The sequence below is a fragment of the Bacteroides salyersiae genome (assembly GCF_031172035.1).
GTDB lineage: Bacteria > Bacteroidota > Bacteroidia > Bacteroidales > Bacteroidaceae > Bacteroides > Bacteroides salyersiae.
Window position 1 is genome coordinate 1,972,927 of record NZ_CP133452.1, and the last position, 14,776, is coordinate 1,987,702.

The following is a 14,776-nucleotide window of genomic DNA, read 5'->3' on the forward strand; positions in this document are numbered from 1 at the left end:
GTATGGAAGAGATCAGACTGAATACAATCGATGAGGCTATTGCCGATTTCAGAGAAGGGAATTTCGTAATTGTAGTGGACGATGAAGATCGCGAGAACGAAGGTGATTTTATTATTGCGGCTGAAAAAATAACTCCTGAGAAAGTGAATTTTATGATGACACACGGACGGGGTGTGTTGTGTGCTCCTATTACGGAGGAGCGTTGCGCCGAATTGGAACTGGATATGCAGGTTACTGCAAATACTTCTATTTATGAGACACCGTTTACTGTGACTGTCGATCTCCTTGAAGGTTGTACTACCGGAGTATCTATGCACGATCGTGCAGCGACTATCCGTGCTTTGGCCGATCCTAAAACGAAACCGGCTGATCTCGGGCGTCCGGGACATGTGAATCCGTTGCGTGCCCGTTCGCGTGGAGTACTCCGTCGTGCCGGTCATACGGAAGCGAGTGTGGATTTGGCAAAACTGGCCGGACTATACCCGGCTGCTGCTCTGATCGAAATTATTAATGAAGACGGGACTATGGCACGTTTGCCTCAATTGGTGGAAGTGGCCAAACGTTTTGGGCTTAAAATAATCTCGATTAAGGACTTGATTGCTTATCGTGTGCAATTAGAGTCGATTGTGGAGAAAGGAGTAGAGGTGGATATGCCTACCCAATACGGACATTTTCGTCTGATTCCGTTCCGTCAGAAATCAAATGGAATGGAGCATATTGCATTGATTAAAGGTAGCTGGGATAAAGATGAGCCGATTTTGGTACGTGTGCATTCTTCATGTATGACGGGTGATATTTTCGGCTCTTGTCGTTGTGAGTGTGGAGAACAGCTTCATAAGGCGATGGAGATGATCGAGGCTGCCGGAAAGGGGGTCATTGTATATATGAACCAGGAAGGACGTGGCATCGGACTGATGAATAAGATTGCCGCATACAAACTTCAGGAAGAAGGATATGATACGGTAGATGCGAATCTGCATCTGGGTTTCGATGCCGATGAACGTGATTATGGAGTCGGTGCGCAGATTTTGCGTGAGGTAGGAGTGGCAAAAATGAAGTTGATGACCAATAACCCTGTGAAGCGTATCGGTCTGGAAGCATATGGTTTGGAAATAACAGAAAATGTAGGTATCGAGATTACCCCTAATTCTTACAATGAACGTTACTTAAAGACCAAGAAAGAACGAATGGGACATACGCTACATTTTAACAAGTAAAATCCGCTTTTACTTTCATATATCAAATATTATAGCTTATTTTGCAACTAATTTCACTAAACGACAATAAAGTAGATACAAAATGAATCAGTTATCAGACCGTTTGAACAGCTTGTCGCCATCGGCGACACTTGCTATGTCGCAGAAGAGTAATGAACTCAAAGCACAGGGCGTTGATGTTATTAATCTGAGTGTGGGAGAACCCGACTTTAATACTCCCGACCACATCAAAGAAGCTGCAAAGAAAGCTATCGATGACAACTTTTCGCGTTATTCTCCCGTTCCCGGGTATCCGGCATTGCGCAACGCCATCGTAGAGAAACTGAAAAAAGAGAATGGTCTGGAATATACAGCCGCTCAGATTTCATGTGCCAATGGTGCGAAGCAATCTGTATGTAATGCAATCATGGTATTGGTTAATCCGGGTGATGAAGTGATCGTGCCTGCACCGTATTGGGTAAGTTATCCGGAAATGGTGAAACTGGCAGAAGGTACTCCGGTGATTGTAACTGCCGGGATCGAACAGGATTTTAAGATTACTCCCGCACAGTTGGAAGCCGCCATTACCCCGAAAACAAAGGCATTGATACTCTGTTCTCCGTCGAATCCTACTGGTTCGGTTTATAGTAAGGAGGAGTTAGCCGGTTTAGCTGCCGTGTTGGCGAAATATCCGCAGGTAGTGGTAATTGCAGATGAGATTTATGAGCATATCAATTATATAGGTAAACATCAGAGCATTGCACAGTTCCCGGAAATGAAAGAACGGACAGTGATCGTAAACGGTGTGTCGAAAGCCTATGCGATGACCGGATGGAGAATCGGTTTTATTGCCGGACCGGAATGGATTGTGAAAGCTTGCAATAAATTGCAGGGACAATATACGTCGGGGCCTTGCTCTGTTTCTCAGAAGGCTGCTGAAGCCGCCTATACGGGTTCTCAAGCTCCGGTAGAAGAAATGCGTAAGGCGTTCGAGCGTCGCCGCGACCTGATTGTGAAGTTGGCAAAAGAAGTCCCAGGCTTTGAGGTGAATGTTCCTGAAGGCGCTTTCTATTTGTTCCCTAAATGTAGTTCTTTCTTTGGAAAATCAGCAGGCGACCGTAAGATTGCGGATTCGGATGATCTGGCTATGTATCTGTTGGAAGTGGCTCATGTGGCTTGTGTGGGTGGTGCTTCTTTTGGTGCGCCTGAATGTATTCGTATGAGTTATGCTACCAGTGATGAGAACATTGTTGAAGCTATCCGCCGGATTAAGGAAGCATTGGCGAAACTGAAATAAAGATAGTTTGTGTCTGCCGGGCAATGGCGGATGTAAAAAATAAACCTGTATCGGACAGATCGTTTTGATTTGTATCGATACAGGTTTTTTTATTAGGGTTGATTTAGAGCCTGCTTTAATTAATTGTCCTCTCAAAATAATACTGAGTAAAATTAAAGCAGGCTTTGGGTTGTAAAGGGCTATTTTACAATAACCTTAAATGTCTGTTGGTTACTTGCATTGACTACTGTCAACAAATAGATGCCTTGGGATAATCCGTTGATCGGTAATCGGGTAAAACTGTTTGTTGTTTCCTGTTGCATTATAACACTGCCTTGCATTGTCATTAACCGGATAGTGGAGTTGGCAGGAGACTCAACGGTCAATACCTCTCCATTTGCAATGAGACGGGGATAAACCTTGGTCTGTTTTTCGTTGCTGACGTTTTCTACACCTACGCCGGATTCTTTTCCTTCTTTGGTGACAGCAAATATGGCCGGGTGTCCCTTTCCTGTGTTTTCTATCTTTATCGATGCAATTACTTTATTTTTATCGGTATTTATTTTATGTTCATACAGGCAGAAATTGTATCGTCCGTCCATTTGGTCGTTCGACCGTGTGATCCTGCTTAGTCCATGTACCGCTTTTCCTGTAGAAACTTCGCTATACCAGTCGCCTATTGTTATGCTTTTAGGAGTAGAACTGGTTTCATCGGCATAATATACGGTTACATCTACTGTGGAACTACCATCGGTACAGGTCGAAAGCAAATAAAGGGCTTCCGTTTGGTGAGAACCGTCGAATTGCAGGGTAGCTGCATTTTCTTTGATCAGAGTTGCTGCATTGGGCTTGTCATATGCGGCAAGGCGATATTGAACGCCGGTGCTGGAAGTGATATTTCTATCGGTTGGCAGAGAGCCTTGTTCTTGTACTCCTGATGTATAATAAATCCAACCTTGGTTATCGAGGGAAGCTGTAGAATAGTTGACGGCAGGACGTTGCTCGGCTATGACATCTTCATTAAATCCTGATGTGACGGTCAGTTGGGTATACTCTACCGGTTCGGGCTCTTTATCGAGTAAGGCCCTGTCCATGAAAATCAACCGTTCTTTGATCCAACTCTTTAAATAAGAAATTTCATCATCATAAGATTGGGCCACGTATTGATTGGGCCATACGTATCTTCCCCATCTTGGCCAAGCCTGTGAGTTGCGTTCTTGTGCTCCCTTAGCATTTAATAAGGTAGTTAACGAGTCAATGGTAAGTTCTATGTTCTTGTCCGAGTAACTTGTTTCACGATATAGTTCCCAACGCTCTTTCACTTCTTTCATAAATGCATCGTCTTTAAGCAACTTATACCACCAGAAAGGAACCAACTGGTTATCACCGGATGCTATGTCATTAAAGTTGTATGCCCAAGTGTCTGTTCTCCAACCATTATTATAATCAGCGTTGCCGAAACCTAAATTCATATCCCATAAGGATGTTTTGAATCTGGGATCTTTGCTGTCTCTATACTTATATAAATTAGTACTTAGGCGATAACCGTCTACATTATGGCAGAATTCTGTTGAGAGCATATAGTCGATGAAAGAGGTGACGTCGATGTACTTTCTGTATCCTGTTTCCGGGTTCTTGTAATCTGCGGAGGCTAAGTTATCTTCGAATGCATCGATGTATCCGTGTATATAATCCAGTTGGGTTTTGGAAAATTCATCCTGGTCCATGTTCTTATATTGGAAAGATATTTTTTTATTACGGATGGGGTTACCTTTTGAATCTACGGGTGAGTGTTTGGAGTAATAAACCGGTTCATCGTCTCTGTCCACTTCCAGATGGTAACCTCCTGTCAATGCATCGCCACTGTCTCCCGGATCCGGTAAGTCCAGGCGGTTCTTGCCTTTTCTAACTCTTTCGGAAAGGATAAAGACACCGTAATAGGTGCCGTCCATGATCATTTCACAATATTTTCCTGTGGGTACGTATTCGAAGAAGGGTCTGGCCAGAGTAAACGCAAATACGTCTCTGATCATACTTTTGTCCGCATAAGGAGCCAGCAATGCCCAATCGTTGTCTTTGCCCATTCCCAATAGGGATACTTTTTGTTTCTTACCTCCTTCTTCCAGAGGTTTGTCCAGTGCACGAATGGCATATGGTTTTTTGTCGGAATTGGTAAAAGAAGAGTTGCCCCGGTATTTCAAGTCGATATAGCCGCTATAGTCTACTGTTTGATTCGGATACAAGAGGGTATCCATATGGTTCAATTGCCCTTCTCCATTATCGATAATTTTCATTTTGGCGGTGATGCGGTTTTCACGTTCGATCACTTGGTGTTGGGTATCGATGAAAACGATCGGGAGATTTGTTTCTGTGAATTTGACTTTCTGGTTATCCGGTTTGAAATTATTGATATCCGTGTCCTGAGCGGAACAGACAACAGACGAAATCAAAAAAAGAGATAAAAATAAGTTTCTCATAAAGTATGTTTTATTAAGTAAATAAAAGGTCTTTGTTAGTAAAACAGTGACAGGGGAAAAAACACTTAGCCGGAGTATTCTTTTTTAAGGGTAATAAAGGTTACAAATGAAAAAAGGCTGCCTCATCGATGGAAGCAGCCTTTTTGGATTTTTCTTTCTTGATTGTATTATTCAGCCGGGTGAATTGCTTCAGAAGGACAAACATCTGCGCAAGTACCGCAGTCAGTACATACATCCGGGTTGATAGAATAGATATCACCTTCAGAGATAGCTTCTACCGGACACTCGTCGATACAAGTTCCGCAAGCAATACAATCGTCACTAATTACGTAAGCCATTTTCTTTAATATTTAAATTATTAGTACTAATTTCTTGGACAAAAATACATGTTTTATTCATTAGTTGCACTTATTCTTGATTAAATTCCTTTAATTTGTATCCCTTCTAAATAAGAGAAACAATAATTTAACTATAAAATCGTTTTTATTGATGTGAAACGCTTTGTGTTACTTCTCATTGTTTCGCTGCTGGTTGCCGGTGCTTCCGGCCAGACGCGTAAGGTGCAGAACCGCCCGTATATCGATCAGCGGATCTGGCACTATGGCTTTTTGGCTGGTATTCACATGCAGGATCTCAAGTTTGTCAATAATGGGTATGTCACGGAGGACGGTCAAGTCTGGTTTGCCGATGTGCCCGAGTATTCTCCGGGTTTTTCGGTAGGCGTGTTGGGAGAATTGTACTTAAACAAGTATATGTCTCTCCGCTTGGTGCCTACGCTTCACTTTGGAGACAAAAAAGTTATTTTTCGTGAGCAGACGAGTGGAGAAACCGAATCGCAGAATGTGAAATCCGCCTATCTGTCTTTTCCTGTCGATTTGAAATTCAGTGCGGAGCGATTCAATAATTATCGTCCTTATGCAATGGTCGGTTTAAGCCCTACTTATGATTTAAGTGTGAAAAAATCTCGTCCACTCTTGGTCAAACCTTTCGACTGCTACATAGAAGTGGGGTTGGGTTGTGACTTTTATCTTCCTTTCTTTAAGCTGATACCGGAACTGAAGTTTTGTTTTGGGTTAGCGAATCTGTTAGACAAAAACCGTAACGATCTTACCGATAAGTCGTTGATGAAATTTACCGAATCTTTGGACAAGGTGAAGTCTCGTATGATTGTATTGACTTTCTACTTTGAATAGGCTGATCATACACATAATCTTGAAATTCACGGGGAAATATGTTCAAAAGAGATAAAACTCTGTGAAACCCTGTGCTACTCTGTGGCGAAATCGTTATTTTTGCAAAGAATTTGCCGGATGGCAAATCATAATTTGTAAATCGTTAAATAGTAAATATCCCCATGCCATTAAATTTACCTGATAGATTACCTGCGATAGAACTGCTGAAAGAGGAAAATATCTTTGTGATCGATAACTCGCGTGCTACCCAACAGGATATCCGTCCGTTGAGGATTGTGATTCTGAATTTGATGCCGTTGAAGATTACTACGGAGACGGATTTGGTCCGGTTGTTGTCTAACACTCCTCTTCAGGTAGAGATTTCATTCATGAAGATAAAAAGCCACACTTCCAAAAATACGCCGGTCGAGCATATGAAGGCTTTTTATACTGATTTCGATAAGATGCGCGGTGAGAAATACGACGGTATGATTATCACCGGTGCTCCTGTGGAACAGATGGATTTTGAAGAAGTAAGTTATTGGAGTGAAATCATGGAGATATTCGATTGGGCGCGTACGCATGTCACTTCGACGCTATATATCTGTTGGGCTGCTCAAGCCGGATTGTATCATCATTATGGAGTGCCTAAATATGCGTTGGATAAAAAGATGTTCGGAATTTTCGAGCATCGCACGCTCGATCCGCTTCATTCTATTTTCAGAGGGTTTGATGATGTGTTTTATGTACCCCATAGCCGCCATACGGAGGTGCGGAAAGAAGATATTCTGAAAGTTCCGGAATTAACGTTGCTTTCTGAATCGGAGGAGTCGGGGGTCTATATGGTGATGGCTCGTGGCGGGCGTGAATTTTTTGTTACCGGTCATTCGGAATACTCTCCCTTAACGCTCGATACGGAGTATCGACGGGATTTGGCAAAAGGTCTTCCGATTGAAATGCCGCGTAATTATTATGTTGATAATGATCCGGAAAAAGGGCCGCTTGTTCGTTGGCGGGGTCATGCCAACCTGTTGTTTTCCAATTGGCTGAATTATTTTGTTTATCAGGAAACTCCTTACAATATCGACGACATTAAATGATAAAGCAGCGTAAAATAGAACTTCTGGCTCCGGCCAGGAATTTGGAGTGTGGTATCGAAGCGATCAATCATGGGGCAGATGCGGTATACATCGGTGCTCCGAAGTTTGGAGCCCGTGCTGCCGCCGTTAATTCGTTGGAGGATATTGCGGCTCTGGTGGAATATGCACATTTATACAATGTACGCATTTATGTCACTGTCAATACCATCCTGAAAGAAGAGGAGCTGAAAGAGACGGAGGAGATGATCCGGGAATTGTATCGAATAGGGGTGGATGCATTGATTGTGCAGGATATGGCCATTGCGAAACTGGAATTACCTCCTATACCGCTTCATGCAAGTACGCAAATGGATAACCGGACTGTAGATAAAGTGAGATTTCTCCGTGATGCGGGTTTTCGGCAAGTGGTATTGGCGCGTGAACTGTCGTTGCGGGAGATTGGCAAAATACATGAGGCATGTCCCGATATTCCGCTTGAAGTTTTTGTGCATGGAGCTTTGTGTGTCAGTTATAGCGGGCAATGTTATGTCAGTCAGGCCTGTTTCGGGCGCAGCGCCAATCGTGGAGAATGCGCGCAGTTCTGTCGCCTGCCGTTCAGTCTGGTAGATGCGGAAGGGAAAATGATAGCGAAAGACAAACATCTGCTCTCACTGAAGGACCTTAATCAGAGTGAGGAGTTGGAAGCGTTATTGGATGCGGGGGCTTCCTCTTTGAAGATCGAGGGACGGTTGAAAGATGTTTCTTACGTCAAGAATGTTACGGCTGCCTACCGACAGAAGCTCGATGCTATTTTTGCGCGGCGTAAAGAGTATACCCGTGCTTCTTCCGGAAAATGTCGTTTTGATTTTAAACCGCAGTTGGATAAGAGTTTCAGTCGTGGCTTTACCCATTATTTTCTGCACGGAAGGAGCAAAGATATTTTCTCTTTTGACACTCCGAAATCGTTGGGAGAAGAGATGGGGACGATGAAAGAGAGCCGGGGAAACTACTTGACGGTGGCTGGTGTGAAGTCGTTTAGTAACGGTGACGGTGTTTGCTATCTTGACGAACAAGGACGTTTGCAGGGATTCCGAATCAACCGTGTGGATGGAAATAAACTTTATCCGCAGGAAATGCCTCGTATCAAACCCCGCACGATGCTGTATCGGAATTTCGACCAGGAGTTTGAACGAATTCTTGCCCGTAAGTCATCCGAAAGAAAAATAGCAGTATGTATCTTGTTGGCGGAGAATAATTTCGGCTTTTCACTTACTATGACGGATGAAGATGACAACAGTGTGACACTAACTTTACCCCGAGACCGGGAACCGGCCCGCACTCCGCAAGCGGATAATCTCAAAAATCAACTTGCGAAGTTGGGAAACACTCCTTTTGAAGCGGAACGGATCGATATTGACTTCTCGGAGAATTGGTTTATTCCGGCTTCCGTACTTTCTGAATTACGGCGGCAACTCGTTGAACAGCTGATCATAGCCCGTAAAGTGAATTATCGTCGTGAATTGGCTGTATGGAAACCTACTACTCATACTTTTCCGCAGCAAACACTTTCTTATTTAGGTAATGTAATGAATACCCGTGCCGCCTCTTTTTATCAGGATCATGGAGTGAAAGAGGTGGAACCGGCTTACGAAAAGCAACCGGTGGAAGCTGCCGTACTGATGTTTTGTAAGCACTGTCTGCGCTACAGTATGGGGTGGTGTCCTATTCACCAGCGCGAGCGTTCACCTTATAAGGAACCTTATTATTTGGTAGGGACGGATGGAAAGAAGTTCCGTTTGTCATTTGATTGTAAAAATTGCCAGATGAAAGTGAGTGCCGCACAATGAGAACGTTTTACCATAGAGTGATGCGATGCGTGATGGAGCCGGATATGAAACGGCTCTGGGGTGTTTTGTGCTATTCTGTGGTTTGTCTTCTGCTGTTTACTGCTTGTCACTATCCCCGGCCGGATCTTCAGAAAGAAGGGATGAGCGATCAGGTGAAGGATTCGTTAACCTATCTTGCCGAGCGGCATTATACTTATAATACAAATTTTGAAGTACAAGCGGATTCTGTTGTTTTAGAGCGGCTTCCGGTTAAAGATTCTTTTATCAGTCTTTACCGTGGGGATCGGGTAGTTGTGGCTGAGTTTGCTATTCATCCGGCAGATAGCGTAGACAGTGTTTGGGTGAAACTAGCCCATTCACAGGAGGCACAAGGTTGGATACGTGAAAAGGATCTGATTCATTCGTTTGTTCCTACGGATAGCATTTCGCAGTTTATTTATTTATTCAGCGATACGCATGCTTCGTATTTTGTCATTGTCTTTGCCCTGTTTATGGGTGCTTATCTGTTTCGGGCTTTCCGTCGTAAGCAGTTGCAGATGGTCTATTTTAATGACATCGATAGTGTTTATCCGTTGTTCCTTTGTCTGTTGATGGCTTTTAGTGCCACTATCTATGAATCGATGCAGGTGTTTTTTCCGGATACCTGGCAGCATTTTTATTTTAATCCTACGCTTTCACCTTTCAAGGTACCGTTTGTCTTGTCGGTATTTTTGTTGAGTATCTGGGTGTTTCTTATTGTTTTTCTGGCAGTACTCGATGATCTGTTCCGGCAACTTACGCCGGCGGCGGCTGTTTTCTATCTGCTCGGATTGACTTCCTGCTGTATTTTCTGTTACTTCTTTTTCATCCTTACTACACAATTTTATATAGGCTATCTCTTTCTGCTTTGTTTTGTTGTTTTATTTTTAAAGAAACTTCGTAAAGGAAGCGGTTATAAGTATCGTTGCGGGTATTGTGGAGAAAAGTTGCACGATAAAGGTATCTGTCCTCATTGCGGGGCGATCAATGAATGATTGGCTTGTTAATGGATACCTTGTGTCTTAGTCGTGCAGTTGAAAGAAACTGTAAAGTTAAACTATAAACCTTTGTCTGGTAAGAATGTATACTTTTATATAGTAAGAGTATATACTCTTGTATGACAAAAGTATATACTCTTTTATGCTTTGATTATCAGCTTGTTATAGTTGCATTTTTGCTTAAAATCGACAGCGTACGTCCACTCCTAATTGCATGGGCCGTCCTTTCTGCATAAATCCGTTGCCCATTGTTTCGAAATAGAATGCCTGATATTCTTTATCCAGCGCGTTGCGTATCCAGAAGGCAATAGCACCATTCCCTTTTTCTAAGCTGACACGCCCGTTCAGTGTACCGTAAAATGCCTGGCTGACATTATTCGCTTCTGTCCAATAGATGCGTCCGGCGGCATTGAAGTTAGCATTTACTTGGATGCGGTCGAACCAGTGACGGGGGGCGATTCGGAAAATATATTGTGCTCCTACATTGAGTGTATGTTTGGGGACGAAAGGAACATAGTTGCCGTTATAATTTTCTTTATCCTGTAAGTTTCCGTCTTTATCTTTTTGTTTCACAACATAATCGGTAAATGTGGCATAGGTGTATCCATAGGATGCATTCATACTGAATGCATCGGTGATGCTGGCGCGTAAGGCAGCCTCCGCTCCATAGCTGCGGCTCTTTCCGGCATTGACGGTGATACGTCCTAAGCCACTCTCGGCAAACTGGGAAATCTGTTGGTCTTTGGTATCCATGTAATATGCAGCAAGGTCGGCCCATAAACGGCCTTCCCACAAAGTGAGATGTGAACCGATCTCGTAGTTCCATGAATATTCGGGTTTGTAAGTGGTAGAGGCTTTTATGTCAATGTCTTCTTCCGGCATCATCATTTCAATCATATTCGCTATGGATGCAAAATCTTTATTTGCTATCATGGCAGCCTTCATCGAATTTTTCAATTCCGACTGTATCAGATCAGAAAACATCTGGACATTATATCCTCCCGAACGATAACCGCGTGAAACGGTGGCATATACATTGTTCCCCTTTTTCCATTCGTACTGAATAGCAAATTTGGGGAGTAATTGCAGATAATCATTTGATAATTTGCCGTTGATGCCGGCCGGAGCTATCATGTTTTTACTTTCAAGATCGATAGTCGGTCTTGGGGGGGGCATCTGCATGTAAAATTTAAAATTGAAGTCCATCGGAGTGGAGGCCGAATTGTAGTTCATCGACATTTTTTCATAATCGAGACGTAGCCCTGCCGTTATGGATAATCCGTCTATCAGGAAATTATTGTAAGTTGATTGATGATAGATGGCAGCACTGAATGTCGGGGTGTCGAAATTGCCGCTCACATTCAATGTCGGGTTGTTGATAGTCAGCTTCATGGTTGGCGCGGCAGGAGAATTTGGGAAATTGTTGTTGGCATTATTTTCAATGACTTCTGTTACTCCATCTTTTTTGAATTCAACCGGACCATCCGTGTTCAGCCATTGGTAGAATCCGAATATGCCGTTGGCCCACTGCCAATTTCCTCCGGGCTTCGACTTCATTACGATCTCTTCAGATAAGGTATTCAGTCTCTGCTGTTGATTAAGAGTAAATATATCTTTCTCCGTGAAATCCTGATCGAGTAGCATACGATCTTTTAAATGTTGATAACCGGTTACGGCACTCAGCGTGAAATGTTGTGTTTGATATTCGATATTAGCGCTGGCATTCAGCAGACTGCGATAATAACTGCTTTCATCATTATAGGAGATCAGACCTATTTTATCTTGCCGTGGATCGTTCTTTTTTTCTTCTTCATTGACTTTTCCGGTATAGAAATAGGGATATCCACCTTGATCACTGTACTCATAGTTCACGTTAAAATCGAGTTTTAGATTCTCTGTTGGCAGATAGATGGCACGGATACGCCCGCCGCCGGCATTGATACGGTCGGTCTTTTGATTGTTTTTGGCTGCATTCTTGAAAAATCCGTCTGCATGTTCATAGAAACCTCCGGCAGAAAAAGCGAATTGTTCCGACATCCGATGATAATGGGTAACCGATGCATTGTAATTTCCGTACGTTCCTGCGCTTAAACGTAAATCGGTGCCCTGATAGCTGAAAGGTGATTTTGTATGTACTTTGATGAGGCCTCCCATTGTATTACGTCCATATAAGGTACCTTGTGGTCCGCGAAGCACGTCGATACGTTCGATATCGGAATAATTGAAGTCAAAAGCGGACTTGTCTATATAGGGAACATTATCGACATATAATCCTACCGATGGTGTATTGATGCGCGAACCGATACCACGGATGTAAATAGCCGATGTCAGTTTGGAACCGTAATCAGGAATGAATATATTGGGGACTAATGTACTCAGTCCTTTTAAGTTAGTCACTTGGTTTGCCTGCATGTCCTGTTGTGACAAGAGAGTGCTGGCTGTCGGGAGTTCGCGTAATTTACGATTTTCTTTCGGTGAAGCAATAATGAGAATTTCTTCTACGTCTACTACCTTGATCGTGTCTTTAGGAATCTCTTCGCCCCAAATATTACCCGTTGTTAAAAAGGTTAAGGCCATGAGAATGCAGTTTCTTTTCATCATATTATTATTTTGCTTGCAAAGGAACGGCAAACTTCTCGGTTACACAATCCTCATTTATTAGGATTATGGTAAAATGCAGCCGGATTCTAAACATATTCTGTGTTTATTCCTTATTAAATATAGAGATATAACTTCTGTTTGTTTATTTATAACCAGAGTTAGGGCGAATTTATTCTTGTGTCCGGTTTATAAGATAATGCAAAATAAAGTTTGTCTATGAAGAAAGATATTCTTATTTTTGTCTTTCAAATAGACATGAAATAAAAGTAGCGGCTTTATTTGAATTAAGAAAACAAGATACAGAGTGTTTACATTGTCATTCTTTCTATAGTAAAACGACCAATTTTAACTGACCGAAAGAATATGCTTTGTGAATGCGCCCTGAAACAGGGTGTGTTCCATCGATATATTCAGTCGGTCATAGGTTCTTGGTCGTACCTAACTATAGTCTGGATATTGTCGGGAACACACTTTTTTTATTAATCACCCTTTAAATAATATAGCCTATGGTATAAATCAGATTAAGTGACATATCGCAGTTAGAAATAACTCATTTGCATTTCTCTTATAGAAAAAACGACCAAAATATTTTTATATGACCGGAGGAATGCAATGGGGCAGATCTTGTTTTTGCTTTCTTTCCGGATTGTTGTGAAAGTTGGAATTGGATGTGTACCTGTTGCGTCTCTGATACAGAAATGCACAGTTAAGATAACATTCAGTATTCAACTTATTTACAACAATGAAAGATGAAAATCAGATTATTTTTTCTTCTTATATTATTGCTGTGTCCGTTCCATTTCCGGGCACAAAATGCTTCTGCAGATTCTCTTGAAATCATGAAACGGAGTCATGGTTTCCGTACTACCCAATTAATACTTCCTGCATCTCTTATCGCTGTCGGCGCAGTGGGCGTTTCCACTCCCTGGTTTAGGTCTTTAAATAGAGAAGTACGTGATGGATTGGCGGAATGGCGTGACGGACGTTATTTTCATGCAGATGATTATATACAATACGTACCGGTAATTGCTAATTTCGGCTTGAGTTTATTAGGAGCAAAAGCCCGGCACAGTTATGTGGACCGTGTTCTGATTACCGCTACTTCTTATGCTGCTATGGGAATTATGGTCAACGGGGTGAAGTGGATAGTTGATGAACAACGTCCGGATGGAACAGCTTTTAACTCTTTTCCGTCAGGACATACGGCTACGGTTTTTATGGGAGCCGAGTTAGTGAGAATGGAATATAAAGATACTTCTCGGCTTTATGGTATAGGTGCATATACTATAGCTTGTGGAGTTGCTTTTTTACGGCTCTATAACGAACGGCATTGGTGCAATGATATTTTGGCCGGTGCAGGTATAGGTATACTCAGCGCACGAATTGGGTATTGGCTTTTACCTTACGAAAGAAAATTATTGGGATTGGATAAGAAGAGTACTGTAAATCTGGTAGCTTCTCCTTTTTATGATCACTTTTCAAAAACATATGGTGGAAGGGTTTTTGTCTGTTTTTAAATTCGGTCGGCCTCTATGTATCCGTTCATTACGGCATAAATGGTAAGCCCGGAAACTGATTTTATACCTAATTTTTCCGTAATGTTTTTCCGGTGGGTGATAACGGTAGTCAGGCTGATATTTAACTTATCGGCTATTTCCTTGTTGATGAGTCCTTTGGTGATCAAGACAAGTACTTCAATTTCTCGTGCGGATAATTCGTGTTCGACGGTTGGCACCGGAGGTGCGACTTCCACCGGATATCCGTCGTGATGGGCATGTTGGTGGAGTTTCAGAATATCTTTGACCAATGATTCTTCCGGTTGGTAAATGTTCAGTGTCCGTACGGCAGATAACTGGAACGGTTGGCTTTCTCCTGCCAGAACGATTGTCTTTTTCTTTCTGGGCAGGAAGAAAGTATTATGCTCTACATATATCTGAGCAGCTATAAAATAGTGGGCGTACATATCGGGTGTGTCATCCACTAATTCGCCGAAGTTGTGAAATGTACGAATGACTGCCATCGGGATGATCTTCTCTAATATGCTTTTCAAACCGAGAGCAGTAAGGGTGTTCGGTTCGATAATGGCAATTTCTGGTTTTTGGTTCATGATCT

General features: G+C 42.5%; 11 protein-coding genes. 7 read left to right on the forward strand and 4 right to left on the reverse strand.

Going from position 1 to position 14,776, the window contains the following annotated elements:
- The first annotated feature begins 2 nt into the window (after positions 1-2).
- Together RB604_RS07255 and RB604_RS07260 are read left to right on the forward strand one after the other, a co-directional pair.
- Positions 3-1,217, forward strand: a complete 1,215-nt coding sequence (locus tag RB604_RS07255; RefSeq protein ID WP_007478855.1) for a bifunctional 3,4-dihydroxy-2-butanone-4-phosphate synthase/GTP cyclohydrolase II — start codon at positions 3-5, stop codon at positions 1,215-1,217.
- Between the two features lie 82 nt (positions 1,218-1,299).
- A complete protein-coding gene (locus RB604_RS07260; protein WP_005926383.1) occupies positions 1,300-2,493 on the forward strand; it encodes a pyridoxal phosphate-dependent aminotransferase in 1,194 nt (397 codons plus the stop codon).
- A gap of 179 nt (positions 2,494-2,672) precedes the next feature.
- Here the strand turns inward: RB604_RS07260 and RB604_RS07265 are convergent, their stop codons facing one another.
- Both RB604_RS07265 and fdxA read right to left on the reverse strand, forming a co-directional pair.
- The gene (locus tag RB604_RS07265; protein WP_007478854.1) at positions 2,673-4,949 is read right to left on the reverse strand and encodes a CotH kinase family protein; all 2,277 of its coding nucleotides are present in this window, start codon (positions 4,947-4,949) and stop codon (positions 2,673-2,675) included.
- Positions 4,950-5,116: 167 nt separating this feature from the next.
- A complete protein-coding gene (gene fdxA / locus RB604_RS07270) occupies positions 5,117-5,287 on the reverse strand; it encodes a 4Fe-4S ferredoxin (RefSeq protein ID WP_002559159.1) in 171 nt (56 codons plus the stop codon).
- Between the two features lie 153 nt (positions 5,288-5,440).
- On the opposite strand from fdxA, the gene porT reads away from it, so the two are divergent.
- The 4 genes from porT (at position 5,441) to RB604_RS07290 (ending at position 10,060) form a co-directional block, all read left to right on the forward strand.
- Positions 5,441-6,142 (forward strand): type IX secretion/gliding motility protein PorT/SprT, encoded by a 702-nt coding sequence (porT, locus tag RB604_RS07275; protein ID WP_055293456.1) that lies wholly within the window; start codon positions 5,441-5,443, stop codon positions 6,140-6,142.
- A 161-nt stretch (positions 6,143-6,303) separates the two neighbouring features.
- Positions 6,304-7,221: a homoserine O-acetyltransferase MetA gene (metA, locus tag RB604_RS07280; protein WP_005926374.1), complete on the forward strand. Its 918-nt coding sequence runs from the start codon at positions 6,304-6,306 to the stop codon at positions 7,219-7,221.
- Positions 7,218-9,047, forward strand: a complete 1,830-nt coding sequence (locus RB604_RS07285; protein ID WP_007478833.1) for a peptidase U32 family protein — start codon at positions 7,218-7,220, stop codon at positions 9,045-9,047. Before metA ends, RB604_RS07285 begins: the two co-directional genes overlap by 4 nt.
- A gap of 44 nt (positions 9,048-9,091) precedes the next feature.
- Positions 9,092-10,060, forward strand: a complete 969-nt coding sequence (locus tag RB604_RS07290) for a hypothetical protein (protein WP_044093803.1) — start codon at positions 9,092-9,094, stop codon at positions 10,058-10,060.
- Between the two features lie 183 nt (positions 10,061-10,243).
- On the opposite strand, the gene RB604_RS07295 is transcribed toward RB604_RS07290, so the two are convergent.
- On the reverse strand, positions 10,244-12,661 hold the full coding sequence (locus tag RB604_RS07295) for a TonB-dependent receptor (protein ID WP_044093801.1): 2,418 nt from the start codon (positions 12,659-12,661) through the stop codon (positions 10,244-10,246).
- A gap of 752 nt (positions 12,662-13,413) precedes the next feature.
- Here RB604_RS07295 and RB604_RS07300 point away from each other — a divergent pair.
- Entirely contained in the window at positions 13,414-14,181 is a 768-nt protein-coding gene (locus RB604_RS07300; protein WP_005926360.1) for a phosphatase PAP2 family protein, read from the forward strand.
- On the opposite strand, the gene RB604_RS07305 is transcribed toward RB604_RS07300, so the two are convergent.
- Positions 14,178-14,771, reverse strand: coding sequence for a response regulator transcription factor (locus tag RB604_RS07305; protein WP_005926358.1), 594 nt, complete (start codon positions 14,769-14,771; stop codon positions 14,178-14,180). The two genes, RB604_RS07300 and RB604_RS07305, sit on opposite strands and share 4 nt — an antisense overlap.
- Positions 14,772-14,776: the final 5 nt, after the last annotated feature.